Origin of the sequence: Flavobacterium calami (assembly GCF_038290035.1) — a bacterium.
Lineage (GTDB): Bacteria > Bacteroidota > Bacteroidia > Flavobacteriales > Flavobacteriaceae > Flavobacterium > Flavobacterium calami.
On sequence record NZ_JBBYHS010000019.1, the window covers coordinates 79477 to 104893 of the forward strand.

Below are 25417 nucleotides of genomic sequence, written 5' to 3' on the forward strand. Positions count from 1 at the left end.
TAGGTTATAGAGCAAGTAATTAAATCTTTTACTTTACTTTATAGAGCCCAATTGATTTCTTTAATGTTTTACTAAATAAAACCATTTTAACATACAGCATATTCTTTAAACTCAAAAAATACCAGTCTTTGTAGGGGATGATTTTTTGGGTTATCAAATGATCTAATTCTTTAGAAACAATAAATTCATTTTTTACATCCGGCCATTTTACATTATCATAACCATCAAATTCATTGACTTTGTTTTTTTCATGAATGATGGACATCCAAAGTCTTTTATCAGTTACCTGAATAATTCTGCTTTCTTTTTTCCATTGGGTATGGTCGTTAAACCAGACTGTTTTTGGATTTTCATTTTTTTCAATTAAACTGATAAAAGGATTGAAAACATGTTCTTTTTTGCCTAAAATATAAGTTGGTTTTATTTGAAGCGAATATCCTTTGATAACATCGATGGCAAGGAAATCCTGAGAAGCAAATTTTTTCTGAATTTCATCAATAAAAAAACGGCTGATAACATCGTCATTGTCTATTCGGGTAGAAATGAGGTAAGGTTTATCGTTGGAAACCGCTTTTTGAATCTCAGGATAAAATGCATTCATTCCGTTAATGAAAAACAGTTTGATATTATCTGAATCCGAAGTCAAATCGGTCATTTTGTTTTTATACTTTTCTGCAGTTGTAGTATCGAGATAAATTAACCATGTAAAATTTTTGTTAGTTTGTGATTTAATCGATGGCAGGCAAAAATTTTCAAAGAGCCACATTCTGTCTTCCATCCATGCGTCTGTAAGGAGTTCTTCGTTGTTTTTGGTTACATCCCAATTAGGATTTTTAAGATTAAATCGGGTAATGAGATAGTGTTCGAACATCTGTGAATTTTTATGAGATACTAAATAACTTTGTCTGTAAAATTAAATTAATTATTTGAAGGGTAAAATTCAAATCGCTACTTTTGTAAAAATCATAAAAAGGGATCAAATGCATGAAGTTTATCATCATAATTTTCTAAGCAAAAAGGAAGAAATAAAGGATGCGATTGAAAATTATGAAACAAAAGGAACGCTGTTTGTTGATGGGAAAAGGAACAAAATCAAAACATTTGATTTAGGGGAAATAACACTAAATGTAAAATCGTTTAAGGTTCCGAATTTTATCAATAAAATAGTTTATGCTTTTTTCAGACCTTCCAAAGCGCGCCGTTCTTATGAATTCGCAAATATTCTTGTCGAAAAAGAAATAGGCACTCCGGTACCTATTGCGTATTTTGAAAATTTTAAGGGGGTTCTGCTCGATAGCTATTATGTTTGTGAACAAATTTATCCGGATTTGACTTTTAGGGAACTGACCAATGATTTTGATTATCCCGATCATGAAATTATTTTAAGGCAGTTTACCAAATTTACATTTAACCTGCATCAAAACGGAATTGAGTTTCTAGATCACACTCCCGGAAATACGTTAATTAAAAAAAATCCTGCAGGTTCTTATTCCTTTTTTCTGGTTGACTTGAACAGAATGAAATTTCATAAAGAAATGAGTCTGAACCAAAGAATTCTGAACTTCTCCAAATTGACTCCAAACAGAAAGATTGTTGAAGTGATGAGTGACGAATATGCTAAACTTTACGGTGCTTCTTACAACGAGGTTTTAAAAATAATGATAACAGGAGCTGAAGCTTTCAGAGATAAGTTTCATCGCAAAAAGCGCATTAAAAAAGCATTAAAATTTTGGAAAAAATAATGGCCGATACTACTAAAAATATAAAAGCATCTGTAATAATGAGTACCTATAATGCCGAAGAATGGCTTGAAAAAGTTATTTGGGGATTGAGTGTTCAAACCGAAACTGATTTCGAAATTATTATTGCGGATGATGGATCAAAGCCTAAAACTAAAGAATTACTGGATTCTCTAAGAACTCAAATTTCTATGCCTTTGATACATGTTTGGCAGGAAGACAATGGTTTCCAGAAATCTCAGATTCTGAATAAAGCAATTATGGCTTCCAATTCGGATTATCTTATTTTTACGGATGGTGACTGCATTCCGAGAAAAGATTTTGTAGCAACACATCTGGATTATAGAGAAAAAGGATATTTTCTATCAGGAGGGTATTTTATGCTTCCGATGGATATTTCAAAAGCAATTACCAAAAACGATATTTTATCACAAAATTGTTTTGATGTAAAATGGCTTATTCAGCACGGTTTAAAAAAATCATTTAAAAATTCTAAATTATCAGCTTCAGGATTTTTAGCTAAATTTCTAAATGCTGTAACTCCTACAAAAGCAACCTGGAACGGACATAATGCATCAGGCTGGAAAGATGATCTGGTTTTTATCAATGGCTTTAATCAGGAAATGCAATACGGAGGACAAGACAGGGAATTGGGTGAAAGACTTTTTAATAAAGGACTGAAATCGAAACAAATTCGCTATAGCGCCATAGTCGTACATTTAGACCATGCAAGAGGTTATGTGAATGAGGCAACCTGGAAGAAAAACTTCGCAATCAGAGAAAACACAAAAAAGAATAAAGTTGTAAAAACTACAATTGGTATCGATTCTAATTAGTTTTCAGATATTCTTCTAAACTCGGAATAATTAAATCAGGTGTAAAAGCCTGATACAAATCCATAGCCTGGCTTTTCATTTCTTTAGCAGATTTTTCGCCGTATAATTCAGGTTTTAAGTCTTTTAAATGTACTGAAACGTTTTTTATTCCGTCATCAAAACTATTCCAGGCTTCTTTTTTAATCCAGGTCGAAAATATAGTAAATGTAGGCTTGTTTAATGCTTTTGCCATATTTACGGCTCCACCTTCATTACCAATCAAGGCATCACAATGATAGGTAATCGATAAAAACTCCCTGATGGATTTAGGTACAATATCAATTTTGATGTTTTTTTGTGTCTCAGGCTTACATAAATCAAAAATTTCCTGTGCTTCTTTTAATTGAGATGGAATGTAATTGAATAATAATGTAGCATTCGTATCCAAAACAATTTTATCCAAAAGTTCAGCCATATATTTGTTTGGATAGGTTTTCGTTTTTCCGCTTCCTAAAACTCCAATCATATATATTTTTTTAGAAAAATCAATTTGGTTTTGAATCAAAACTTGTTTTCCATTTTCAATTTCAGATTCTTTGAGGAAAATTTCAGGTTTAATTTTTAGCGGTTTTTTCAGGCCAAATGACTCTAATAAAAGCATTCTGTTTTCGAGAGCTAACCCTGCTGTTGTTTTAGGTACAGAAAGTTCTTTAACAGTATGAGTATAAAATAAATTGGTATACGATTTATAAAATCCGATTTTAGTCTTAGCTCCCGAAAAAGCAACAATCATATTACTTTCTAGCTTTCCGTAAGCATCTACAATAATATCGTATTTTGATTTTCTAATCTTAAGACAAAACTTTAAAAGTTCGATTTTACTTTTTTTGGCCTCATCAGTAAAAAGGATAAGATTATCAATATTGGGATTATTTTCAACAACCGGACTCGTAAATGGATAAATTAAGTAATCTATTTGTGCAGTTGGATACTCATTTTTCAAAGTATTACAAATTGTTGAACTCGCCAGCACATCGCCAATCATTTTTTGTTGAATTACAAGTATCTTCATATAGAAATCGAATCTTTTAAGAGTGTACAAATTGAAGGAAAAAAAATCAATTAAGATTAGTTTTAAAATAAAAAATTCCAAATTCCAGGATAATTTGGAATTTGGAATTTAAAATATTGAAATATAAATTATACTGCTACGTCGTACTCGCGTAACGCATTATTTAATGAAGTTTTCAAATCTGTAGATGGTTTACGTGTACCGATAATTAAGGCACATGGAACCTGATATTCACCTGCAGCGAATTTTTTTGTATAACTTCCAGGAATTACTACTGAACGTGCAGGAACAAAACCTTTCATTTCAACTGGCTCGTCACCTGTAACATCGATAATTTTTGTTGAAGCAGTCAAACATACATTTGCTCCCAAAACAGCTTCTTTACCTACGTGAACTCCTTCTACGACAATACAACGAGAACCGATAAAGGCACCGTCTTCGATGATAACCGGAGCAGCTTGTAATGGCTCTAAAACACCTCCGATACCAACACCACCGCTTAAGTGAACGTCTTTACCAATCTGAGCACAACTACCAACAGTAGCCCAGGTATCAACCATAGTTCCGGCATCAACATAAGCCCCGATATTTACGTAGCTAGGCATCATGATTACACCACTTGAAATAAATGAACCGTAACGAGCAGAAGCTCCGGGAACTACACGAACTCCTTTGGCAGCATAGTCTTTTTTCAATTCCATTTTGTCATGGTATTCAAAAACTCCTGCTTCCCAAGTTTCCATTTTTTGAATAGGGAAGTACATTACAACCGCTTTTTTTACCCATTCGTTTACCTGCCATCCGTCACCTTTTGGCTCGGCAACACGAAGTTTTCCGGCATCCAGTAATTCGATAACTTCTCTGATAGCATCAGTAGTTGCTGTTTCCTGTAATAAAGCTCTGTTTTCCCAAGCTTGTTCAATTATAGTTTGTAAAGAACTCATATGTTTAAATTTTTGGCAAAGATAGCGCATTTGAGTAAAATCAAAAAGGCAAATCAATTTGAAAATGTTATAAATATAACTTTTTGTTTTTAATTTGAGAAATTATAATCAATTTCAATATTTCTGAAAAATGTAATTTCTTTACTATTATTTCATGATAAAAATCAGATTTCATGATTTTTATTCGAATTAATTTTGCTTCATAATTCCTGCAATAATTAAGGAATTGAACGTATTAAATTAATCAAGCCAAAAATGAATCAGGACAATCAGTTTCAAACCCGAGTACCAATCGTTGATAAAGAAGTCACGTGGGACAAAACACAAGTAATTATGAGTAAAACAAATGCTTTTGGTATTATAGAATATGCCAATGAAGTTTTTGTTGACGTTTGTGGTTATGAAGATTATGAACTAATGGGGCAGCCACATAATATTATTCGCCATCCGGATATGCCAAAAGTGATTTTTAAAGTACTTTGGGAAAATCTGAAACAAGGAAAAAACTTTCATGCGATTGTAAAAAACTTAGCAAAATCCGGAAGATATTACTGGGTAATTACCGATTTTGATATTGCAAGGGATGAAAACGGTGTAATTGTAAATTATTTTGCCAGAAGACAGGCTGTACCGCAGGAAGTTGTTTCATTGCATATTGAGCCTCTTTATAAAAAGTTACTGCAAATTGAAGCTGCCAGCGGTGTTGAGTTTAGTGAAAAATATTTAATCGGATTTCTCGAAGAAAAAAAGAGAAGTTATATCGAGTATATCAAGGAACTGATTTATGAGCATGAAAAAGCACAGTCAAAATTTGCCAATTACGAAATGAAGGCAGAAGATGAAGAAGTAGAGAAAGGCTTCTTTAGCAGGCTATTCGGTAGATAATAATACTTTTAGTAAAAAGTTTTTTAGTTGTTTTAAATTTGGTTAAAAATCCGTTTTGAATTTTTCAGAGCGGATTTTTTTTGCTGTTTAGATATTTGGTAAAGGATGATTAAAAATAAAAAGTCATACCTTTAAAATATTCATTTAAAAGAGGTATCATGAAAGACAATTTTTCAAAACAGGCAGCTGACTATTCTAAATTTCGTCCGCAATATCCGGAAGAAATGATTCAATATCTGATTTCATTTGTTGATAACAAATCGACAGCTCTGGATCTGGCTACAGGAAACGGTCAGGTCGCCCATAAACTTTCTGCTCATTTTAAAAAAGTATTTGCAACAGATATAAGTCAAAAGCAACTGGATAACGCAATTCGGGCTACAAATATAATTTACAGTAAAGAATCTGCAGAGAAAACTTCTTTCAAAAACCAGCAATTTGATTTGATTGTTGTGGCACAAGCTGTACACTGGTTTGATTTTGAAGCGTTTTATAAAGAAATTTACAGAATATTAAAACCAGAAGGTATTTTTGCTGCCATGGGTTACGGATTATTTTCTACCAATCCGGATTCAGATAAAATTTTGCGTCAATTTTATTATGATATTGTAGATCCTTACTGGGATGCGGAACGAAAGTATCTGGATGAAAATTACGAAACAATTCCTTTTCCGTTTGAAGAAATTCCGACAGAGAAATTTCAAAATCAATTTATTTGGTCTTTTGAAGCACTTATCGGATATCTCCAAACCTGGTCGTCTGTACAGCATTATATTTCAAAGAACAATCAAAATCCAATTGACCTGATTTATGATGAATTGAAATTTTCCTGGGGAAATAGTGATAAGAAAGTTACATTTCCATTATTACTAAGAATTGGGAGATTAAATAAAGGGAATAAAGTTTGAAAAGTTTTATATTTGTATTGTAAATGAAAGTATTATGGAAACAATTAGATTAGAATTTCAGCCTGAAATTAAAGAGAAAATTTTAAAACTCTTGAGTTCGTTTTCTTCTGATGAGTTAAAAATTGTTGAAGAAGATATCTTTTCTGATCCTAATTTTGAAGAAAACAAAAAGAAATTAGATGTTGCGTATGCGAAGATTAAAAATGGAACGGCAAAATTCTATACTTTGGAAGAAGTAGACGCTATGCTCGAAGAAACGATTTCAAAATATGAAAATTAGGCTGCAGGAAGAATTTTTGTTTGCCTTAGATTTACAAGTTGACTATATTTCAAAAGATAAACCAGTAGCAGCCAGAAAATTTAAAAATGATTTACTGCGAAATATTAGAAAAGATCTTAAAAATCCTTTCCACTTTAAGAAATCTCAATATTTCAACAATGAAATGATAAGAGATTATGTGTTTAAAGGTTATGTGTGTGTTTATTTTGTTAATGAGTCAGAAAATTTCATTTCTATTTTTGGGTTTGTAAAATACAAGGATTCCCTTTAAGTTTTTTATATTTGAAAGAAAAATAAAAATGCCCAGAATTCTCTCTATAGACTACGGACAAAAACGTACCGGAATTGCTGTTACCGACGAAATGCAAATTATAGCTTCTGGTTTAACGACAATTCCAACCAATACTTTAATTGATTTTCTGAAGGATTATTTTGCCAAAGAAAAAGTCGAAGCTGTGTTGATTGGTGAGCCTAAACAAATGAATGGACAGCCATCTGAAAGTGCTTCTGTGATTAAAGGTTTCGTAACTCATTTTTCTAATATTTTTCCGGAAATGAAAGTCGTTCGTGTAGACGAACGTTTTACTTCAAAAATGGCTTTTCAGACCATGATCGACAGCGGACTGAGCAAAAAGCAACGTCAGAACAAAGGACTGATTGATGAAATTTCCGCAACGATTATGCTTCAGGACTATCTTTCTTCTAATCGTTTTTAGGTTTTACGCTTATAAATTTCACTTTATTTAGAAAAAAATGTAATTATCTAACTATTATCTTTCAAAAATTAGTTTTTTTTTGGGATTATAAAAAGTACCTTTGCATTTTAAAATAAAATACTGTTATGCCTGACAATACAATACGTTCCAATAGTGAAGTAGTGCTTATTGGAGCTGGAATTATGAGTGCTACACTCGGAGTAATTTTGAAAGAATTACAACCTGATATCAAGATTGAAATTTACGAAAGATTAGATGTTGCAGCAGCCGAAAGTTCTGATGCATGGAATAACGCAGGAACAGGACATTCTGCTTTTTGCGAATTAAACTACACTCCTGAAAAAGCGGATGGTTCAGTAGAAATTAAAAAAGCCATCAATATTGCTGAAGCTTTTGAGGTTTCACGCCAGTTTTGGTCTTATTTAGTAAAAGAAAATAAGGTTCCTTCGCCTGAAAATTTTATTAAAAGCGTACCTCACATGAGTTTTGTTTGGGGTGATAAAAATGTTCAGTACCTTAAAACCCGTTTTGAAGCTTTACAAGCCAATCCATTATTTGCAGATATGCTTTTTAGTTCTGATTTTGAACAATTAAAGCAGTGGATGCCTCTTGTGATGGAAGGAAGACAGCCTGACGAAAAACTCGCAGCAACCACAATGGCAATTGGTACGGATGTAAATTTTGGCGCTTTGACCAGAAGTATGTTTAATTATTTACAAAAATTAGACGGTGTGTCTTTATATTTTAATCATGAGGTTAAGAAATTAAGACAGCGTGATGATAAATCATGGAGAATTAAAATTACAGATTTAGAGACTGGTCAAAAAAGAAAGGCTTATACTAAGTTTGTATTTATTGGTGCTGGAGGAGGTTCATTGCCATTGTTAGAAAAAGCAAATGTACCGGAAGGGCATGGCTATGGAGGGTTTCCGGTAAGTGGTCAGTGGTTAAAATGTACAAATCCGGAGGTTATTGCTAAACATCAGGCGAAAGTATACGGAAAAGCGAGTGTTGGAGCTCCGCCAATGTCGGTTCCTCATATTGATACCCGTGTTATTGATGGTGAAAAAGCATTACTTTTTGGACCTTTTGCAGGTTTCTCAACCCGATTCCTAAAAAATGGATCATATTTAGATTTACCGTTATCTATAAAAGCAAACAACCTTATCCCGATGTTATCTGCCGGATATAACAATATTCCGTTAACCAAATATTTAATAGAGCAGGTTCGTCAGTCTCCAAAAGACAGAATAAAAGCTTTACGTGAATATTTACCAAGTGCTAGATCTAAAGACTGGGTTTTAGAGAAAGCAGGTCAGCGTGTTCAGGTAATCAAAAAAGGTGAAAACGGAGGTGGTGTTTTAGAATTTGGTACCGAAGTAATTAATACACAAGACGGAACTCTGGCTGTTTTATTAGGAGCATCTCCGGGAGCTTCTACAGCGGTTTCAATTATGGTTGATTTGATTGGAAGATGTTTTAAAGATCAGATTAATACACCTGAATGGGAAGCGAAACTGAAAAATATGATTCCTTCTTATAAACAGACTTTAAATGATAAACCAGAACTTTTGGAAGATCTTAGAAAACAGACTGCTGAAGTTTTAAAACTGAACAGAAATTAATATTTAGAAGTAATCTTCATTATATAAAACAAATCCGGATGAATTAATCCGGATTTGTTGCTTTAAAGTCTTTTGTGATTTTTAATATTTTTTCGGACAGATTACTCATCCAGATTAATTGTTCAATAACCAATTGAGCTTCCTGCATTTTGGCTTGTCGGGTTTCTTTATCCAGATCTTCATCAGTTGCCAGACGAGTAAAGTTTTTGCGTTTCAGTTCTTCAAATTGCAAAGTCACATCTTCTTTGTCAAAAAAAGTATCGGTTAAGATGGCTTCATTTTTTAAAATTGAAATAGAATGGTCTAAATTCAGCAAAATAGTTTTGATGATGTAATTGAATGATTCTGATGCTGATGTGGTTTGATGGGACTGAATATAAGTTGATAAAGAAGCTAAAGCTGAAAGCAGAGAGTGATTCAAAACCACCAGTTTGTTGACCAATGGAAGTGTTTTTTGCTTTGATTTAGGTTCCTGCATCATACGCTGGAAAGATGTCATTAAATTACCGATTTCGATAAAAACATTTTTTCTCGCCAGTCGGTAAGAAGTTGGGACTTCTCCTTTTTTGTTATAAAAATCTGCAATTTCCTTGAGATATGTCCGATTGGCATGAATCGAATTTTCGATATGTATGGGGGTGTTGATAAATTCCCAGGCCGGCCATAAAAACTGATTGGCAAGAAAGGCTAAAATTGCTCCTACAAGTGAATCAAGTATTCTGAACTGAATTACCTCTACAACATTCGGAACTAAAATTCCGTAAATAAAAACAACATACATTGTAACGAAAGTCGCACTGATTTTATAATTGCTTTGTGCGAAAGAAATCCCCAAAAGCATGCAGATAATTGAAAAAACACTCAAAATCACGTGGTTTTGTACCAAAGAGACGATTCCAAAAGCCAGTAAGCCACCCAGAATTGTTCCAAAAATACGATTATAGGAACGTTCTTTTGTTAAACCGTAGCCAGGACGCATGATAACAACAATGGTTAATAAAATCCAGTATACATTTTGAAAAGGAAGAAATTTTCCGACTATAAATCCGATCAAAATAGTAATTGTTAATCGTACGGAATGTCTGAAAATTGATGATGAAAAACTTAGGTTTTCAATAAGTGTGCGTAAAGGATAATATTGTGGCGTAAGGAATTTTTCGAGTTCCTTATCTTTATCCTTGAGCTTGTAAGACTGCATTGCCAATGAAAATGCCCTTTGTATAATCTTAATTTTTCCAACCTGATTTTTAGCATATTTCAGCATATTTGTCAGCATCAGGACACCTTCAGCGGCTTCTTCCTTTCCTAAAGTTTTTTCGTAGTCAAAAATAGCAAATTCAAGAGCATCGAGCTCATTTTTCAAATCATTCTTATCCACATACACTGCGATATGATGTACGTTTTTAGAAAGTTTTTTTAAGGTCGACGCAAGCTTATATGCTACATTCTGATAAGTTCTTATTACATCAGGATGTTTGGCAAATTTTTCATGAATTTTACTGTGGTCAAAAGAAGTATACAAAGCCAGCTCCTGAATTTCAACCAGCGTAATAAATACCAATAACATCTTTCGGTTTTGGCTGGTTGCAGAACTGCTCTGGTTTCCAATAAGTACTTTCCTCAAATCTTCGTGAATCTGATTGAGTTCTACCTGAATATTTAACTGCTTTTCAATAATTGTTTTTCGGTTGGCTTCAGGACTCCATAAATCGCCTCTTAGTTTTAAATACTTTGCAGTTAATTTAATTCCCTGGGCAATTTCAAGTTCAATATATTTATAAGGCTGTATAAAATGAAAGACAAGGGAAACAATTAAATATAGAATCCCTCCGATGAAAATATAACCGGAATAAGCAAAAGCTTCCCAGCCTTCATGTATGTGTCCGAATGATAATGAAATTGAGATTAAGGCAGAAAAAGAAACTAAAGTGGCTCTTTGCCCATAGACCGAGATCATGGAACATACAAAAAGCAAAAAAACTAAAAAAGGATAAAATAGAACAGGGTATGGATAAGCAAGATTGACTAAAAGGTTGACCCCAGATACAATAAATGAAGCAACGATTAATCCTTTTATTTTATGGCTCAGTGTACTTGGAATATCACTTGGATACGTGTAAAAGGCACCCAGCGCTATGGTAAAACCAATTTCAAAAAGGTCTAAAAAATTCAAAATTAATACAGGAATAACTGAGGCTATCGTTACTTTTGTGGCATTTAAAAATGAAGTACTATTGGTGAATTTTACAATACGGTCTAGCATAGAAACTGGTTTACAGACAAAGGTAAGAATTGTAAGAGTTAATTTGGCATAATTATAGCTGAGATTTTGATGAGCCGGCAAAATGACATTAATATATATTTTCAAACTGTCATTGACTAATTTTTACTATTTTTGCGTCCTGATTTTCGATGAATCGGAAGAGGCTTTAAAACATAAAAAAAATATAAAAAAAACAATAAATGATTTTACCAATTGTAGGATATGGGGATCCTGTTTTAAGAAAAGTGGGAGAGTCAGTGACACCAGATTATCCAAATTTAAAAGAAACAATTGCAAACATGTACGAGACCATGTACAATGCCTACGGCGTAGGACTTGCTGCACCGCAGGTTGGTTTGGCTTTGAGATTATTTGTGATTGATACGGCACCGTTTAGCGATGATGAAGATTTGTCTTCTAATGAGCAGAAAGAATTAAAAGGTTTCAAAAAAACTTTTATCAATGCTAAAATTGTAAAAGAAGAAGGCGAGGAGTGGAGTTTTAACGAAGGATGTCTTAGTATTCCTGATGTACGTGAGGATGTATACAGAAAACCTACTGTTACAATTGAATATTGTGAAGAGGATTTTGTAATGAAAACAGAAGTTTTTGAGGGTTTGGTAGCAAGGGTAATTCAGCATGAATACGATCATATTGAAGGAATCCTTTTTACGGATAAAATATCCTCTTTGAAGAAACGTCTGATTCAGAAAAAATTAAAAAATATTACTGAAGGGAAGACATCACAAGAGTATAGAATGAAATTTGCATCTCCTAAAAAAGCAAGATAATATAATACACCCAAAATTCTTAATACTAATTTAATAAACATGAATTTAGACAAAATTTTAGCCATTTCAGGAAAACCTGGTTTATATGTATTGAAAGTACAAACGCGTACAGGTTTTGTGGCAGAATCATTATTAGACGGAAAAAAAATCACTGTAAACTTAAAAAGTAATGTAAGTTTACTATCTGAAATCTCAATTTATACTTACGAAGGTGAAAAACCTTTAACAGAAGTTATGCAGCGCATTGCTGTTAAAGAAAACAAAGGTCAGGCAATCTCTCACAAAGAAGATAATGCAACATTGACAGCTTATTTTAAAGAAATTTTACCTGAATATGATGAAGAAAGAGTATATCCTTCTGATATTAAAAAAGTATTAAACTGGTACAATATCCTTCAGGCAAAAGGTCTGGTAACTGATGAAGCTCCGGCTGCAACTTCAACATCAGAAGAAATTGCTGTAGAAGAGCCTGTAAAAAAAGCTCCTGCAAAAAAAGCAAAAGTTAAAAAAGAAGAATAGTAATTTTTACTTCCAAAATATATTAATCCTGTTAAGACATTCTTGGCAGGATTTTTTACTTTTACAGTATTCCATTATCACAAAAAAACATTACAAAATGAGCAAAGAACTTCAGCTTAAAGCTTTCGAAAGATTATTAATTATCATGGATGAGCTTCGTGAGCAATGCCCTTGGGATAAAAAACAAACTTTGCAGACATTGAGGCATCTGACTATAGAAGAAACTTACGAATTAGGAGATGCTATTTTAGATAATGATTTAAGTGAAATTAAAAAAGAACTTGGTGATTTATTACTTCATATTGTCTTTTATGCCAAAATAGGTTCAGAAACAAATGATTTTGATATAGCCGATGTGTGTAATGAAATCTGTGAGAAACTAATTCACCGTCATCCTCACATTTATAGTGATACTGTTGTGAAAGATGAAGAGGAAGTCAAACAAAACTGGGAAAAATTAAAACTTAAAGAAGGTAAAAAATCGGTTTTGGAAGGGGTTCCTAGAAGTTTGCCTGCGTTGGTAAAAGCAAGCCGAATTCAGGACAAAGTAAAGGGAGTTGGTTTTGACTGGGAAGAACCACATCAGGTTTGGGATAAAGTACAGGAAGAACTTGAGGAACTTCAGGACGAAATTAAATCAGGCGATCAGGATAAAATTGAAGCCGAATTTGGAGATGTTTTATTCTCGATGATAAATTATGCAAGATTCTTAAATGTGAATCCTGAAGATGCTTTAGAGCGTACCAATAAAAAATTCATTAAACGCTTTCAGTATTTAGAAAATAAAGCAAATGAATTAGGAAAACCGTTAATGGATATGACCCTGGCAGAAATGGATGTGTTTTGGAACGAAGCCAAAAAACTATAATTGTTCCGCCATTTTTTTTAAGGCTTTTACGTTTTTAAGTACGATTTTTTTACCTACTAACTCTATTAATTCCAGTTTGTTAAAATCAGATAGTAAGCGAATACAGCTTTCTGTGGCTGTACCGATCATACCGGCCAGCTCTTCTCTGGTGAGCTGAACTTTCAGTGTTTTATCTGTGTTTTCGCCAAATTCTTCGTGCAAATGCAGTAAAGTTTCTGCAAGTCTTTGCTTTACGGTTTTTTGTACCAGTGCAATTTTATCGTTTTCAGATTCTTTCAAATCTTCACAAACTGATTGCATCAGATTTAATGAAAACTGATTGTTATTATTAAAGAAGTTTATGATTTCAGATTTTGGAATAAAACAAACTTCCATATCTGCAATTGCTTTTGCCGATAAATTTGCAGGTTCATTGCTAATCATGGAGCGCTGTCCTAAAAGTTCTCCCGATTTTACCAGTTTTATAATCTGGTCTTTTCCATTGGAGCTTAATTTGGAAAGTTTTCCGATACCGTCTTTTACACAAAAAACACCATTGGTAACTTCTCCTTCCTCAAAAATAGCTTCTCCTTTTTTTATTTTGTGAGTAGTTTTACTATTTGCTAATTTTATAACTTCTTCTTTATTAAGGGCTTTTAAAGAAGAAAGCTGGCGTACGATACATTGGTCACATTTATTCATAGCAAAAGTATTTGCTGCAAAATTAACCAATAATCGCTTTGTTAGGTTAAAATATTTCGAAAAAACATCTGGAAAATCAGTTGTAGTAATTTAGCTGTTTTATTTTCTTAAATTTAAAATCCTATTTCATTTTCATATGATAAATGTCATATTTATAGTGGCTTATTATTTTGAATATTTGTTACATTAAAAAAGAAACAAATTATGAGTGAGCAGAGTTGTTTTCATTGTGGACTTACAATTCCTAAAAATGAAGTAATCAATTTTGATGAAAAAAAGTTTTGTTGTGCCGGCTGTAAAACCGTTTACGAAATTTTTAGTCTTAATGATTTGACCTGCTATTATGATTTTGAAAAAGCCCCGGGAACTACTCCTCAGGACATTCAGGGCAAATATGATTTTTTGGACAATGAAGCCATTCTTTCAAAAGTTTTAGAATTTCAGGAAGGAAATACTTCAATTGTTTCTTTAAATATTCCGCATATTCATTGCAGTTCATGTATCTGGATTCTTGAGAATCTTAATCGTTTACAACCCGGAATAAGTGCTTCTCAGGTTAATTTTCCGGAGAAAAAAGTTCGTATTACTTTTAATTCCGAAACGGTTTCCCTCAAATCAATTGTGTATTTACTGGGGTCAATTGGTTATGAACCTTATATAAGTTTAGAAAATTATGAAACGGGAAAAACAAAAGTAGACCGAAGTCTGACTTATAAATTAGGGGTTGCTTTTTTCTGTTTTGGAAACATCATGTTATTGTCGTTTCCGGAATATTTTGAACTGAAGGAATTTTGGTTAGATAGTTACAAACCGTTTTTCAGACTTTTAATTTTTCTTTTGGCATTGCCAAGTTTTCTTTATTCAGCCAGTGGTTATTATATTTCGGCTTATCACAGTATCAAAACGAAGATGCTGAATATTGATATCCCAATCGCTTTGGGAATTATCGTAATGTTTATTCGAAGTACTTATGACATGCTTATGGATCATGGTCCTGGTTTTTTTGATAGCCTGGCGAGTTTGGTTTTCTTCATGCTGCTCGGAAAAATGTTTCAGACCAAAACCTATAGTTTCCTGAGTTTCGAAAGGGATTTTAAATCGTATTTCCCTATCGCAGTTACTAAAGTTAATTTGAATACATCTGAAGAAAGTGTACCGATTTATGATGTTTTAAAAGGAGACAGATTATTAATTCGAAATCAGGAATTAATTCCGGTAGATGGAATTCTGATTAGCGAAAAAGCCGAAATTGACTATAGTTTTGTTACCGGAGAAGCTGTTCCGATTACTAAAAAATCAGGAGACAAAGTATTTGCAGGAGGAAAACAGATTGGGAAAGTAATCGAAATGGAAGTTTTGCATTCAGTTTCACAAAGTTACTTAACGCAGCTTTGGAGTAATGAAATTTTTCAGAAAAAAGTAGATCAAAAACACAAAACCATAACAGATGCAATAAGCCGGTATTTCACCCCAATCTTGCTGCTTATTGCATTTGCTGGTTTTGGTTACTGGATATTTATTGATGCCAATACCGCTTTTAATGTTTTTACAGCAGTTTTAATCGTTGCCTGTCCTTGTGCATTGGCGCTTACGGCACCGTTTACTTTTGGTAACATTCTCAGAATAATGGGGAAACAAAAAATGTATCTTAAAAATGCTTTGGTGATTGAGCAGCTGGCAAAAGTAGATACCATAGTTTTCGATAAAACGGGAACGATTACGACCAATAAAAAATCGAATATCGTTTATGAAGGAAGTATGCTTTCTGATGAAGATTATGTACTCATTAAAAATGTACTTCGGGCATCAAATCATCCTTTAAGCCGTATGTTATATGATTTTCTACCTGAAGTGAAGAGAATCAAAATTGATGAATTTGAAGAAATTACCGGAAAAGGTATTTTGGCTTCTTTTGAAAATAAAACGATCAAAATTGGTTCGGGATCTTTTATTGAAACTAATTATACTGAGGAGATAGAAAAAACTGCGCTTCATATTAAGATTGATAACGTTTATTTTGGCCGTTTTAGTTTTCAAAATCAGTACAGAGATGGTCTTGCTACGTTATTTAACACGCTGAATAAAAACTACGAAATAAAAGTGCTTTCCGGAGACAATGATGGGGAAAGAGCCAATCTGGAAGCCATTCTGCCGAAAGGGACAGAACTTGTCTTTAATCAGAAACCAGAACAGAAACTGGAATTTATAAAAAAGCTACAGGAAAAAGGACAAAATGTAATGATGGTTGGCGATGGTTTAAATGATGCCGGTGCGCTTGCACAAAGCAACGTTGGGGTTTCAATTTCTGAAAATGTCAATGTCTTTTCTCCAGCTTGTGACGCAATTTTAGACGCAACAGATTTTTCTCGTTTAAATTACTTTTTGAAACTTTCTCATAAGGCAATTTCAATTATCAAAATGAGTTTTGGTTTATCGCTCCTTTATAATGTTGTTGGGCTTGCATTTGCTGTTACTGGCAATTTACTTCCGCTGGTCGCTGCGATCATTATGCCATTGAGTACAATAACAATTGTGAGTTTTGTTACAATTATGTCTAACTATTTTAGTAGCAGTGATTTAAAATAATTTTATGTAAGTTTTATGGTAATTTTTTTATAAATTTAACATAAGTCTTTGACTATGATAAATATCATGTTTTAATAGGTTGCAACCGAGTAATTTTGATAATATAAATTTAAGGTATGAGTGTCATTTATCTATTAATTTCAGTCAGTATTTTCGTCGCAATCTGCTTCTTTATCGCTTTTATAGTTGCTGTTAAATCCGGACAGTACGACGACGATTATACACCCTCGGTCAGAATCCTCTTCGATGATGAAACCAAAATTACCTCTCAAAATAATAATTCACCAACAGAAGAAAAACAAGTTTAATTATGGAAATGGAACAATTTTACTACGACAACAAAATCGTAAAAAAATTCATTTATGCCACCATTCTTTTTGGAGTGGTAGGTATGTTAGTGGGACTGACCCTGGCGGTTATGTACCTTTTTCCCAACATGACCGATGGGATTTCGTGGCTTAGTTACGGCCGTTTGAGACCTTTGCATACCAATGCGGTAATTTTTGCCTTTGTAGGGAATGCTTTTTTCGCGGGAATGTATTATTCGCTGCAAAGATTGCTGAAAGCCAGAATGTTCAGTGACTTTTTGAGTAACCTTCATTTCTGGGGATGGCAGCTTATTATTGTCGCCGCAGCCATTACATTACCGTTAGGATATACTTCCTCAAAAGAGTATGCAGAATTAGAATGGCCTATTGATATTGCCATTGCATTAATCTGGGTAGTAATGGGAATCAATATGATAGGTACAATGCTGCGAAGAAGAGAGCGTCATTTGTATGTGGCTATCTGGTTTTACATTGCGACATTTGTTACGGTGGCGGTTTTGCATATTTTTAATAACATCGAAATTCCGGTTTCAGGATTAAAAAGTTATTCTGTTTACGCAGGTGTTCAGGATGCCCTGGTACAATGGTGGTACGGACATAATGCGGTGGCATTTTTCTTAACGACTCCATTCTTAGGATTGATGTATTACTTTATTCCTAAAGTGGCCAACCGACCAGTTTATTCTTATCGATTATCGATTATTCACTTTTGGTCTTTAATCTTTATTTATATCTGGGCCGGACCACACCACTTATTATATTCTGCTTTGCCAAACTGGGCACAGAATTTAGGTGTAGCATTTTCAGTTATGCTGATAGCGCCGTCCTGGGGAGGTATGATCAACGGATTGTTGACCTTAAGAGGAGCATGGGATAAAGTGCGTGTAGAACCGGTGTTGAAATTCTTTGTGGTAGCGATTACAGGTTACGGAATGGCGACTTTTGAAGGTCCAATGCTTTCTTTTAAAAACGTAAACGCTATTGCACATTATACAGACTGGATCGTAGCACACGTACACGTAGGAGCTTTGGCCTGGAACGGATTCATGTCTTTTGGTATCATTTACTGGCTGATTCCTCGAATGACAAAAAGCACATTATTCTCAACCAAATTAGCCAATTTTCATTTCTGGATTGGAACTTTAGGAATCATATTATACGCTTTACCAATGTATGTGGCAGGTTTTCAACAAGCGTCGATGTGGAAACAATTTAATCCTGATGGTACTTTGACTTATGGAAACTTCCTTGAAACCGTTACGGCCATTATGCCAATGTATTGGATGAGAGCTATCGGAGGTAGTTTATACCTTATCGGAATGTTGACATTAGTTTATAATATCATCATGACTGTCAGAGCTGGTGAACCGGTAGAAGACGAGTTGGCTCAGGCTCCTGCATTGCAGACAATTAAAAGCGGCAGAATTAGCGGTGAAAAATTTCATTCATGGTTGGAGAGAAAACCGATCCAATTATCAATTTTGGCTACAATTGCTATTTTAATTGGAGGTATTATTCAGATTGTTCCAACGATTATGGTGAAATCGAATATTCCAACCATTTCAAGTGTAAAACCATACACGCCGTTAGAATTGGAGGGACGTGATTTGTACATTCGTGAAGGCTGTGTGGGCTGTCACTCACAATCGGTTCGTCCGTTTAGAAGCGAAGTAGAGCGTTATGGGTCTCAGGCCAAAGCAGGAGAGTTTGTATACGATCATCCATTTTTGTGGGGGTCAAAACGTACAGGTCCTGATTTGCAGCGAGTAGGAGGAAAGTACAATGACAACTGGCACTTTAATCACATGTGGAATCCGCAAAGTACATCAGCAGGATCTATTATGCCGGGTTATAAATGGTTGTTTGATAATAAACCACTGGATATTTCATTGCTTGAAAAGAAAATGAAGGCAATGCAGTCGTTAGGTGTTCCTTATTCAGAGGCAGAAGTTGCCAATGCGCAGAAAACCTTGAGAAATCAGGCTCTTACTATTGAAAAAAGCTTAGAAAACGATCCTGATTATGTGAAAAGTTATGAGGAAAGCAAAAAGAGAGCAGCAGCAAAAGGGGAAAAATTTGTTCCGATGAACGAAAGGGAAATTGTAGCATTAATCGCTTACATACAAAGACTCGGAACTGATATTAAAGTAAAAGAAACTTCAAAATAACAGCATTATGTTTGAACAGATAAAACACAATATGGAAACGATATCGGGTATAGAAATTTACCCGATTCTTTCCCTCCTGATTTTCTTCATCTTTTTTGTGGGGTTAGGTTTTTGGGTGTTTTCATACACAAAAGATAAAATTAAGGAAATGAGTGAGATTCCTTTAAATGAAGGACAAGGTATAATTTCAAAAGATAGCTAAAATGAAAAAGTTTTTTCCAGTATATGTAAGAGTACCGTTGATTTTCTTCTTCGGATTTGCTTTAATGGAGTATTTTATTGACTCAGGCGACAAACCTGCTTTTATCAAATACCCGATGGTTTCTGTCTTTTTGTTTGTCTTTTTGTTTATTCTGATTGCTATCGAAATTACACTTAGTGCCGTCAATAGGGTGATGTATCAATTATTATCTCCTGAAGAAAAAGAAAAACTGGCATACGAAGAAAGTCTGAGTTTAAAGGAAAGTACCTGGTTTAAAAACCTGATGCACAAGCTTACCAAAACAGAACCAATTGAAAAAGAAGGTGACCTGTTGATGGATCATGATTATGACGGAATCAAAGAATTGGATAACAATTTACCGCCATGGTGGGTATATTTATTCTATATCTGTATTGTTTTTGGTGTTGCTTATGTCTTTTATTTTGATGTTTTTGGCGGAGACAATCAGGAAATGGAATTGAAGAAAGAAATGGCTCAGGCAAAAATTGAGGTAGAAGAATACCTGAAAACAGCTCCGGATCTGATGGATGAAAAAACAGTGGTTTTACTTACTGATGAACCAAGTTTAGCTGCCGGAAAAGAAATTTTCATGACGAATTGCGCAGCCTGTCACAGAGCAGACGGAGGTGGACAAATTGGACCGAACTTAACAGATAATCATTGGATTTTAGGTGGCGGAATTAAGGAAATCTTCCACACGATAACCAATGGAGGACGTGACGGAAAAGGAATGGTTTCCTGGAAAACGAACGGGATGAAACCAAAAGAAATTCAAAAAGTAGCAAGTTACATTTTGTCTTTACAGGGAAGTAATCCAAAAGACGCCAAAGAAGCTGAAGGAGAAATTTGGGTAGATGAAAGTGCTCCAAAAAATGATGCCCCAGCCAATAAAACAACAGATAGTACAGCAGTTAAAAAATAATTACCATGTCAAATTTACCAGACGAAGCTTTTAGAGATACCATCGGAACTATTGATGAAGGCGGAAAACGAAAGTTTATTTTCCCTAAAAAACCGTCTGGTAAGTTTTATGAGTATCGCAAAATAGTCAGTTATGTTTTATTGGGGATACTGATTGCAAATCCGTTTATAAAAGTCAACGGAAACCAATTTATGATGTTCAATATTATGGAACGTCGTTTTAATATTTTTGGTTTCCCTTTCTGGCCGCAGGATTTTTATCTTTTTGTGATTTCAATGATCGTTGGTGTTGTGTTTATCATTCTGTTTACCGTTGTTTTCGGAAGGATATTTTGCGGATGGATTTGTCCTCAAACTATATTTCTCGAAATGGTTTTTCGCCGGATCGAATATTGGATTGACGGTGACCGTGGCGCGCAATCACGCTTGGCAAGGCAGGAATGGAATGCGGAGAAAATCCGAAAAAGGCTCACAAAATGGTTTGTTTTCTTCCTGATTTCTTTCGGAATTGCCAATGTTTTTCTGGCCTATTTAGTGGGCAGTGATACTTTGTTTTTAATGATAGAGCAGGGACCGATTGAACAAGCAGGTAATTTTACGGCACTGTTGATTTTTACAGGTGTTTTCTATTTTGTTTTTGTATGGTTTCGCGAGCAGGTTTGTATTATTGCCTGTCCTTACGGCAGATTGCAGGGGGTACTTTTAGATAATAAATCGATAAATGTAGCCTATGATTTTGTTCGCGGTGAAAAAAAGGAAGGTCGTGCCAAATTCAATAAAAAAGAAGACAGGGCTTTAACCGGAAAAGGCGATTGTATCGATTGCCATCAATGTGTGTATGTTTGCCCGATGGGAATCGACATTCGAAACGGAACGCAGTTAGAATGTACCAATTGTACCGCCTGTATCGATGAATGCGATTCGATAATGGATTCAGTAGGTCTGCCAAAAGGATTGATTCGATATGCGTCTGAAGATGAAATAGAGAAAAAAGAGCCTTTTAAATTCACAGCCCGAATGAAAGGATATACGGCAGTCTTATTCATTTTGTTGAGTGTTTTTGTCGGAATGTTATTTTTAAGAACCAATGTCGAAGCCATTATTTTACGTCTCCCGGGACAGCTTTTCCAGCATAAAGGCGATAAAATCAGTAATGTTTACACCTATAAAATCGTAAACAAAACAATGAAAGATTACAGCGATATTCATTTTGAGCTAATTGATCAGAAAGGTGAAATCAGTAAAGTTGGAGAACAGCATTTTAAAGTAGCAAAAGAAGGAATTTCGCAGGGAACATTATTCATAGAAATCAATGAAGTCCTTTTGGAAAGCGATAAAACCAAAGTTAAAATTGGTGTGTACAACGGTAATGAATTGCTGGAAACTACTACTACCAACTTTTTAGGGCCGAGAAGTTTTAATTAAAAAATCTACAAATATGAAAATCAATTGGGGAACAGGAATTGTTATTGCATTCGGATTGTTTATGACATTCATATTATATTTTGTTTTTGAAGTGCAGTCAAACAGTAAATACGACAACGATTTGGTTGTAGAAGAATATTACAAACACGATTCGCATTTTCAGGAAGAAATGGCTCGGATTCAGAATGCACATGATTTACAGTATAAACCTTCAATTAAGTATGTGGAAGACGGAGTAAAAATCACTTTCCCTGACACTTTTGAAAATGATAAACTAAAAGGAAACGTTTTGCTGTATCGCCCTTCAAACAAAAAGTTTGATTTTAATACTCAGATTGTCCTGACTAATTCATCTTTGCTTATTCCGCAAAAGAAATTGGTAAAAGGACGCTGGGATGTCAATATGGAATGGCAGTACGAAGGCAAAAAATACCTTTCGAAAGAAGTGATTTATGTTAATTAAAAAGATAAGCAGGTCAAAACGGAAGTTGTTTTTAGTTTTTGAATCTGCAAAATCTGCAAAATCTGCGTGCCAAAATTTTCACGCAGATTTGGCAGATTCAGCAGATTTTAAAAAACATTTTAATTGTTAAATCTGTGGCAAAAAATAAAAAATAAATGCTCTATTCCGCTTTCATATTAGGACTTATCAGCAGTTTGCATTGCGTTGGGATGTGTGGTCCAATTGCTATGATGCTTCCTGTAGATCATCAGAATGAAGCTAAAAAAGTAACGCAAATCATTACCTATCACTTAGGCAGATTAACTGCTTACGCCACCATCGGACTTATTTTCGGATTATTGGGAAGAGGCTTTTTCCTGGCCGGATTACAACAGAGCATGTCCATTTTTATTGGACTGGCCATGATTGCTGCAGTTTTGATTCCGGAAAGAATCTTTTCAAAATACAATTTCTCAAAACCAGTTTATAAAATTATTTCAAATATAAAATCGACTTTAGGAAGCCAGTTTAAAAAGAAAAGCTACAAATCTCTTTTCACAATTGGTTTATTAAACGGTTTCCTGCCCTGCGGAATGGTCTATGTGGCTTTATTTGGAGCCATAGCGATGCAAAGTGCTTCTTTTGGCATTTTATACATGCTTTTGTTCGGATTGGGAACTATGCCTTTAATGACAATTGTGGTTTACCTTCATTCTTTACTAAAATTGCCCTTTCGAAATAAAATTCAAAAAGCAATTCCTTATGTAGCTGTTGTGATTGGAATTTTGTTTATCCTAAGAGGTTTAGGATTAGGAATTCCGTATGTTTCTCCATCTAATATGAGTTTGTTTGTACAGGGGAATCCTGATTGTCATTAGGCAAATGTTGAATTTATATGAATTTGTTCCACAGTTACTTGTTTCTGGGTTAAGGTTATTTCAACCTTCTTTTCTTAGGGCTTTGTCTATTAGAAAAAAATGAGATTATTTCAACTTGATTATTCTGAAATCTATAATAAAGTGTATTATGATTTAATATTATAACCCTGCGAATACTTTTTTTGACATCAGAGATTTGGAATAAATTTGGATTTTCTGAAATGAAACTTAATGTTTCCTCAATTTTAATAGCGAGTTGATGTAATTCTTTCTCGGTCCAGTTCTCTTCTAAGTATTCAATTGTTTTTTCTAATTCCTTTAGAGCAAAGTCTGTCCAAAGTATTTTATAGCCATTTTTCATATAGCTTTCTTGCGCTTGAATGAGAATTTAATTTTCCGGAATTAGCATCATTCAGACCCTTCTCGATAGATTCTTTTTCAGTCTCCGAAATAGAATCCCACCAATCTTTGGATTCATTATTTCTCAAAGCAATAATTTTTTCTATAATCGTTGAATCCTCCAGTGTAGAAAGCCATTGTATTAATTCCAATTTTTTGTTCTGTATGTTTAATTCAAGTTTCATAGTCTGAAATTTTAATATTCAAAAGTACAAAATAGTTAAGAGGTTTCTTGAGATGCTTTGTTAAATTTCTCAATCTGGTGCTCGTTTGTAACGAGTACCTGTTTACTTATAGAAACTAAATAAAGCGTTTGCAACGCGGCTGTTTACATCAATTCCCTACAAATTTATAATGAACTTTTGTTTTAATAACCGCATTACAAATGCTACAATTTATCTTTTTAATTTATGTAAGCACTCGTTGCAAACGAGTACCAGAGGGGGTTTTGTTTATCCTAAGAGGTTTAGGATTAGGAATTCCGTATGTTTCTCCATCGAATATGAGTTTGTTTGTACAGGGGAATCCTGATTGTCATTGAATGACCTGATTGTCATTAATGAAGGGAGTACTAATAATGCCAAGGCGCCCTTTCAAATTACCACTTGTCAAGCTATAATTATTTAAAGTTTATTGACACCGAAAAGTTTCTGCCACCAAATCCGCCCCGATTTTGGCAAGCTGCTATTAACAGGTGTAACGATTTCATTCAATTTGAAATCACAATCTGAATTCCAATGCACTGAATATACACCTCCACCTTCATCAATCTCAAAGGCTTTGCAATCAAAGGAGTTAAGAAACATGGTCAATCCGGTAATTCCACCATAAGGATATGAATATGCTGAAAATTCGATTCGTCCTTTATTTCCAATTCTTTTACATTCAATTAGTTCAACTTCTAAATCGGTCTGTAGCAGATTAATCATTGCAGCAAAATGCCAATTATTATTATCCCTCTTAGCGGTAACAAATTCTGGCTTAATGTCACTATCAAGAAAGTAAAAATGCTTTAATGAATATTCAGGAAAGACTTTCAGCCAGTATCCTTCAGGTTTTGGCTGCCCAGAATTTTTAGCTTGAGCAATTAATTCATAAACATTTTTCATGTCATTGAATTTTACTTCGTTCCCAATAGAAAATTCTATATACTCAGGTTTATCTTCCATTTTTTTATGGTTGCTAACGTTCCGGCGCTACAAGCAGTTTGGGATTAAGGAAGCCAAATCTTCGGATAAACATAAATTTATCCGACACAAGACTAACTTAAAATTAAGCCTAAAACCCAAATTGCTTGTAGCGTGTGTGCTTGTTGCACAACTGTTCAAATATATAAAAAACGTTGTTTAAAAATATGATTTTTGGTATTTTTAAGTATGCAAGGAAGAAAGGAACTCAGCCCAAAAATATTGTATCAGGTACAACTTCAGGATCTGATTGCAGAAGATAATTTTTACAGATTACTCGACAAATCCATCGATTTTCATTTTTTATACAAAGCCACGTCACCCTATTACGGAGCAGAAGGTCAGGAGAGTATTGACCCGGTGGTTTTCTTCAAAATCTGCCTGGTGGGTTATCTGAACAATATTAATTCGGACCGCAAATTGATCGAATATTGTTCCAATTGTCTGGATGTACGATTGTTTATCCGTTATGACATTGACGAGACTTTGCCTTGGCACAGTACCATCAGCAGAACCCGCCAGTTGTACGGAGAAGAAGTTTTTCTGGAACTTTTCAGGAAAATATTGTCGCTTTGTGTAGCGAAAGGCATGGTTCAAGGAAAACGTCAGGCGGTAGACTCGGCCTTTATAAAAGCCAATGCGAGTATGGATTCTTTGCTGGAAAAAGAAGTTTTAGAAGATGCTTCGGCTTTTGTGAGCGAGTTGGAAGAGAAAAGCGAATTCAAAGTGACTTCAGGACGCAAAAAGCTCGTA

At 34.2% G+C, this 25417-nt stretch carries 28 protein-coding genes and 1 pseudogene; 21 read left to right on the forward strand and 8 right to left on the reverse strand.

Annotated elements, in window-relative coordinates:
- Positions 1-28: 28 nt before the first annotated feature.
- Entirely contained in the window at positions 29-871 is an 843-nt protein-coding gene (locus AAEO57_RS17125; protein WP_341694255.1) for a glycosyltransferase, read from the reverse strand.
- Positions 872-980: 109 nt separating this feature from the next.
- Here AAEO57_RS17125 and AAEO57_RS17130 point away from each other — a divergent pair, with 109 nt between their 5' ends.
- Positions 981-1742: a Kdo domain containing protein gene (locus AAEO57_RS17130; RefSeq protein ID WP_341694256.1), complete on the forward strand. Its 762-nt coding sequence runs from the start codon at positions 981-983 to the stop codon at positions 1740-1742.
- A complete protein-coding gene (locus AAEO57_RS17135; RefSeq protein ID WP_341694281.1) occupies positions 1742-2575 on the forward strand; it encodes a glycosyltransferase family 2 protein in 834 nt (277 codons plus the stop codon). The genes AAEO57_RS17130 and AAEO57_RS17135 overlap by 1 nt, the downstream gene beginning before the upstream one ends.
- Here the strand turns inward: AAEO57_RS17135 and AAEO57_RS17140 are convergent.
- Together AAEO57_RS17140 and AAEO57_RS17145 are read right to left on the reverse strand one after the other, a co-directional pair.
- Positions 2568-3626: a glycosyltransferase family 9 protein gene (locus AAEO57_RS17140; RefSeq protein ID WP_341694257.1), complete on the reverse strand. Its 1059-nt coding sequence runs from the start codon at positions 3624-3626 to the stop codon at positions 2568-2570. The two genes, AAEO57_RS17135 and AAEO57_RS17140, sit on opposite strands and share 8 nt — an antisense overlap.
- Positions 3627-3754: 128 nt before the next feature.
- Positions 3755-4570, reverse strand: coding sequence for a 2,3,4,5-tetrahydropyridine-2,6-dicarboxylate N-succinyltransferase (locus AAEO57_RS17145; protein ID WP_223681478.1), 816 nt, complete (start codon positions 4568-4570; stop codon positions 3755-3757).
- Between the two features lie 255 nt (positions 4571-4825).
- Here AAEO57_RS17145 and AAEO57_RS17150 point away from each other — a divergent pair, with 255 nt between their 5' ends.
- The 6 genes from AAEO57_RS17150 (at position 4826) to AAEO57_RS17175 (ending at position 8984) form a co-directional block, all read left to right on the forward strand.
- On the forward strand, positions 4826-5455 hold the full coding sequence (locus AAEO57_RS17150) for a PAS domain-containing protein (RefSeq protein WP_341694258.1): 630 nt from the start codon (positions 4826-4828) through the stop codon (positions 5453-5455).
- A 158-nt stretch (positions 5456-5613) separates the two neighbouring features.
- Positions 5614-6363 carry a class I SAM-dependent methyltransferase gene (locus AAEO57_RS17155; RefSeq protein ID WP_341694259.1) on the forward strand — a complete coding sequence of 250 codons (750 nt, stop codon included), beginning with the start codon at positions 5614-5616 and terminating at the stop codon, positions 6361-6363.
- A gap of 34 nt (positions 6364-6397) precedes the next feature.
- Complete coding sequence (locus AAEO57_RS17160) at positions 6398-6643, forward strand: hypothetical protein (RefSeq protein ID WP_341694260.1); 246 nt, start codon at positions 6398-6400, stop codon at positions 6641-6643.
- On the forward strand, positions 6633-6914 hold the full coding sequence (locus tag AAEO57_RS17165; protein WP_341694261.1) for a type II toxin-antitoxin system RelE/ParE family toxin: 282 nt from the start codon (positions 6633-6635) through the stop codon (positions 6912-6914). Before AAEO57_RS17160 ends, AAEO57_RS17165 begins: the two co-directional genes overlap by 11 nt.
- Before the next feature lie 28 nt (positions 6915-6942).
- Positions 6943-7359, forward strand: a complete 417-nt coding sequence (gene ruvX / locus AAEO57_RS17170; RefSeq protein ID WP_341694262.1) for a Holliday junction resolvase RuvX — start codon at positions 6943-6945, stop codon at positions 7357-7359.
- A gap of 125 nt (positions 7360-7484) precedes the next feature.
- Positions 7485-8984 (forward strand): malate:quinone oxidoreductase, encoded by a 1500-nt coding sequence (locus tag AAEO57_RS17175; protein ID WP_341694263.1) that lies wholly within the window; start codon positions 7485-7487, stop codon positions 8982-8984.
- Between the two features lie 43 nt (positions 8985-9027).
- Here the strand turns inward: AAEO57_RS17175 and AAEO57_RS17180 are convergent, their stop codons facing one another.
- Entirely contained in the window at positions 9028-11247 is a 2220-nt protein-coding gene (locus AAEO57_RS17180) for an FUSC family protein (RefSeq protein WP_341694264.1), read from the reverse strand.
- A 200-nt stretch (positions 11248-11447) separates the two neighbouring features.
- Between AAEO57_RS17180 and def the strand changes: the two genes are divergently transcribed.
- The 3 genes from def to mazG all read left to right on the forward strand — a co-directional run bounded on the left by def (position 11448) and on the right by mazG (position 13425).
- On the forward strand, positions 11448-12038 hold the full coding sequence (gene def, locus AAEO57_RS17185; protein WP_341694265.1) for a peptide deformylase: 591 nt from the start codon (positions 11448-11450) through the stop codon (positions 12036-12038).
- Between the two features lie 39 nt (positions 12039-12077).
- On the forward strand, positions 12078-12557 hold the full coding sequence (locus tag AAEO57_RS17190) for a DUF5606 family protein (protein ID WP_341694266.1): 480 nt from the start codon (positions 12078-12080) through the stop codon (positions 12555-12557).
- A gap of 97 nt (positions 12558-12654) precedes the next feature.
- A complete protein-coding gene (gene mazG, locus AAEO57_RS17195; protein WP_341694267.1) occupies positions 12655-13425 on the forward strand; it encodes a nucleoside triphosphate pyrophosphohydrolase in 771 nt (256 codons plus the stop codon).
- On the opposite strand, the gene AAEO57_RS17200 is transcribed toward mazG, so the two are convergent.
- Entirely contained in the window at positions 13420-14106 is a 687-nt protein-coding gene (locus AAEO57_RS17200) for a Crp/Fnr family transcriptional regulator (RefSeq protein WP_341694268.1), read from the reverse strand. The two genes, mazG and AAEO57_RS17200, sit on opposite strands and share 6 nt — an antisense overlap.
- 204 nt (positions 14107-14310) lie before the next feature.
- Here AAEO57_RS17200 and AAEO57_RS17205 point away from each other — a divergent pair, with 204 nt between their 5' ends.
- The 8 genes from AAEO57_RS17205 to AAEO57_RS17240 all read left to right on the forward strand — a co-directional run bounded on the left by AAEO57_RS17205 (position 14311) and on the right by AAEO57_RS17240 (position 23078).
- Complete coding sequence (locus AAEO57_RS17205) at positions 14311-16692, forward strand: heavy metal translocating P-type ATPase (protein ID WP_341694269.1); 2382 nt, start codon at positions 14311-14313, stop codon at positions 16690-16692.
- 116 nt (positions 16693-16808) lie between these two features.
- Positions 16809-17000 (forward strand): cbb3-type cytochrome oxidase assembly protein CcoS, encoded by a 192-nt coding sequence (gene ccoS, locus AAEO57_RS17210; RefSeq protein WP_341694270.1) that lies wholly within the window; start codon positions 16809-16811, stop codon positions 16998-17000.
- Between the two features lie 2 nt (positions 17001-17002).
- Entirely contained in the window at positions 17003-19189 is a 2187-nt protein-coding gene (ccoN, locus tag AAEO57_RS17215; RefSeq protein ID WP_341694271.1) for a cytochrome-c oxidase, cbb3-type subunit I, read from the forward strand.
- A gap of 7 nt (positions 19190-19196) precedes the next feature.
- A complete protein-coding gene (locus tag AAEO57_RS17220) occupies positions 19197-19391 on the forward strand; it encodes a CcoQ/FixQ family Cbb3-type cytochrome c oxidase assembly chaperone (protein WP_341694272.1) in 195 nt (64 codons plus the stop codon).
- 1 nt (position 19392) lies between these two features.
- Complete coding sequence (locus AAEO57_RS17225; protein WP_341694273.1) at positions 19393-20334, forward strand: cbb3-type cytochrome c oxidase N-terminal domain-containing protein; 942 nt, start codon at positions 19393-19395, stop codon at positions 20332-20334.
- A 5-nt stretch (positions 20335-20339) separates the two neighbouring features.
- Positions 20340-21758: a cytochrome c oxidase accessory protein CcoG gene (ccoG, locus tag AAEO57_RS17230; protein ID WP_341694274.1), complete on the forward strand. Its 1419-nt coding sequence runs from the start codon at positions 20340-20342 to the stop codon at positions 21756-21758.
- Positions 21759-21771: 13 nt separating this feature from the next.
- The gene (locus AAEO57_RS17235) at positions 21772-22221 is read left to right on the forward strand and encodes a FixH family protein (RefSeq protein ID WP_341694275.1); all 450 of its coding nucleotides are present in this window, start codon (positions 21772-21774) and stop codon (positions 22219-22221) included.
- Positions 22222-22376: 155 nt separating this feature from the next.
- Positions 22377-23078 (forward strand): sulfite exporter TauE/SafE family protein, encoded by a 702-nt coding sequence (locus AAEO57_RS17240; RefSeq protein WP_341694276.1) that lies wholly within the window; start codon positions 22377-22379, stop codon positions 23076-23078.
- Positions 23079-23133: 55 nt separating this feature from the next.
- On the opposite strand, the gene AAEO57_RS17245 is transcribed toward AAEO57_RS17240, so the two are convergent.
- Together AAEO57_RS17245 and AAEO57_RS17250 are read right to left on the reverse strand one after the other, a co-directional pair.
- Positions 23134-23439 carry a type II toxin-antitoxin system RelE/ParE family toxin gene (locus AAEO57_RS17245; RefSeq protein ID WP_341694277.1) on the reverse strand — a complete coding sequence of 102 codons (306 nt, stop codon included), beginning with the start codon at positions 23437-23439 and terminating at the stop codon, positions 23134-23136.
- Positions 23423-23662 carry a hypothetical protein gene (locus tag AAEO57_RS17250; protein WP_341694278.1) on the reverse strand — a complete coding sequence of 80 codons (240 nt, stop codon included), beginning with the start codon at positions 23660-23662 and terminating at the stop codon, positions 23423-23425. The genes AAEO57_RS17245 and AAEO57_RS17250 overlap by 17 nt, the downstream gene beginning before the upstream one ends.
- Before the next feature lie 257 nt (positions 23663-23919).
- Here AAEO57_RS17250 and AAEO57_RS17255 point away from each other — a divergent pair.
- Positions 23920-24018: pseudogene (locus AAEO57_RS17255) on the forward strand (sulfite exporter TauE/SafE family protein); the annotation flags it as partial.
- Between the two features lie 82 nt (positions 24019-24100).
- On the opposite strand, the gene AAEO57_RS17260 reads toward AAEO57_RS17255, so the two are convergent.
- Positions 24101-24646 carry a hypothetical protein gene (locus tag AAEO57_RS17260; RefSeq protein ID WP_341694279.1) on the reverse strand — a complete coding sequence of 182 codons (546 nt, stop codon included), beginning with the start codon at positions 24644-24646 and terminating at the stop codon, positions 24101-24103.
- A gap of 207 nt (positions 24647-24853) precedes the next feature.
- On the opposite strand from AAEO57_RS17260, the gene AAEO57_RS17265 reads away from it, so the two are divergent.
- On the forward strand, positions 24854-25417 hold a 564-nt coding region (locus AAEO57_RS17265), incomplete at its 3' end, for a transposase (protein WP_341694280.1).

Coding starts and splice junctions, on each gene's coding strand:
- AAEO57_RS17135 (WP_341694281.1), top strand. CDS start 1,742: ATGGCCGATACTACTAAAAATATAAAAGCATCTGTAATAATGAGTACC.
- AAEO57_RS17250 (WP_341694278.1), bottom strand. CDS start 23,662: ATGAAACTTGAATTAAACATACAGAACAAAAAATTGGAATTAATACAA.
- AAEO57_RS17200 (WP_341694268.1), bottom strand. CDS start 14,106: ATGAATAAATGTGACCAATGTATCGTACGCCAGCTTTCTTCTTTAAAA.
- AAEO57_RS17220 (WP_341694272.1), top strand. CDS start 19,197: ATGTTTGAACAGATAAAACACAATATGGAAACGATATCGGGTATAGAA.
- AAEO57_RS17240 (WP_341694276.1), top strand. CDS start 22,377: ATGCTCTATTCCGCTTTCATATTAGGACTTATCAGCAGTTTGCATTGC.
- AAEO57_RS17145 (WP_223681478.1), bottom strand. CDS start 4,570: ATGAGTTCTTTACAAACTATAATTGAACAAGCTTGGGAAAACAGAGCT.
- AAEO57_RS17190 (WP_341694266.1), top strand. CDS start 12,078: ATGAATTTAGACAAAATTTTAGCCATTTCAGGAAAACCTGGTTTATAT.
- AAEO57_RS17140 (WP_341694257.1), bottom strand. CDS start 3,626: ATGAAGATACTTGTAATTCAACAAAAAATGATTGGCGATGTGCTGGCG.
- ccoN (WP_341694271.1), top strand. CDS start 17,003: ATGGAAATGGAACAATTTTACTACGACAACAAAATCGTAAAAAAATTC.
- mazG (WP_341694267.1), top strand. CDS start 12,655: ATGAGCAAAGAACTTCAGCTTAAAGCTTTCGAAAGATTATTAATTATC.
- def (WP_341694265.1), top strand. CDS start 11,448: ATGATTTTACCAATTGTAGGATATGGGGATCCTGTTTTAAGAAAAGTG.
- AAEO57_RS17160 (WP_341694260.1), top strand. CDS start 6,398: ATGGAAACAATTAGATTAGAATTTCAGCCTGAAATTAAAGAGAAAATT.
- AAEO57_RS17245 (WP_341694277.1), bottom strand. CDS start 23,439: ATGAAAAATGGCTATAAAATACTTTGGACAGACTTTGCTCTAAAGGAA.
- AAEO57_RS17235 (WP_341694275.1), top strand. CDS start 21,772: ATGAAAATCAATTGGGGAACAGGAATTGTTATTGCATTCGGATTGTTT.
- ccoS (WP_341694270.1), top strand. CDS start 16,809: ATGAGTGTCATTTATCTATTAATTTCAGTCAGTATTTTCGTCGCAATC.
- AAEO57_RS17155 (WP_341694259.1), top strand. CDS start 5,614: ATGAAAGACAATTTTTCAAAACAGGCAGCTGACTATTCTAAATTTCGT.
- AAEO57_RS17125 (WP_341694255.1), bottom strand. CDS start 871: ATGTTCGAACACTATCTCATTACCCGATTTAATCTTAAAAATCCTAAT.
- ruvX (WP_341694262.1), top strand. CDS start 6,943: ATGCCCAGAATTCTCTCTATAGACTACGGACAAAAACGTACCGGAATT.
- AAEO57_RS17180 (WP_341694264.1), bottom strand. CDS start 11,247: ATGCTAGACCGTATTGTAAAATTCACCAATAGTACTTCATTTTTAAAT.
- AAEO57_RS17260 (WP_341694279.1), bottom strand. CDS start 24,646: ATGGAAGATAAACCTGAGTATATAGAATTTTCTATTGGGAACGAAGTA.
- AAEO57_RS17130 (WP_341694256.1), top strand. CDS start 981: ATGCATGAAGTTTATCATCATAATTTTCTAAGCAAAAAGGAAGAAATA.
- AAEO57_RS17150 (WP_341694258.1), top strand. CDS start 4,826: ATGAATCAGGACAATCAGTTTCAAACCCGAGTACCAATCGTTGATAAA.
- AAEO57_RS17225 (WP_341694273.1), top strand. CDS start 19,393: ATGAAAAAGTTTTTTCCAGTATATGTAAGAGTACCGTTGATTTTCTTC.
- ccoG (WP_341694274.1), top strand. CDS start 20,340: ATGTCAAATTTACCAGACGAAGCTTTTAGAGATACCATCGGAACTATT.
- AAEO57_RS17175 (WP_341694263.1), top strand. CDS start 7,485: ATGCCTGACAATACAATACGTTCCAATAGTGAAGTAGTGCTTATTGGA.
- AAEO57_RS17165 (WP_341694261.1), top strand. CDS start 6,633: ATGAAAATTAGGCTGCAGGAAGAATTTTTGTTTGCCTTAGATTTACAA.
- AAEO57_RS17205 (WP_341694269.1), top strand. CDS start 14,311: ATGAGTGAGCAGAGTTGTTTTCATTGTGGACTTACAATTCCTAAAAAT.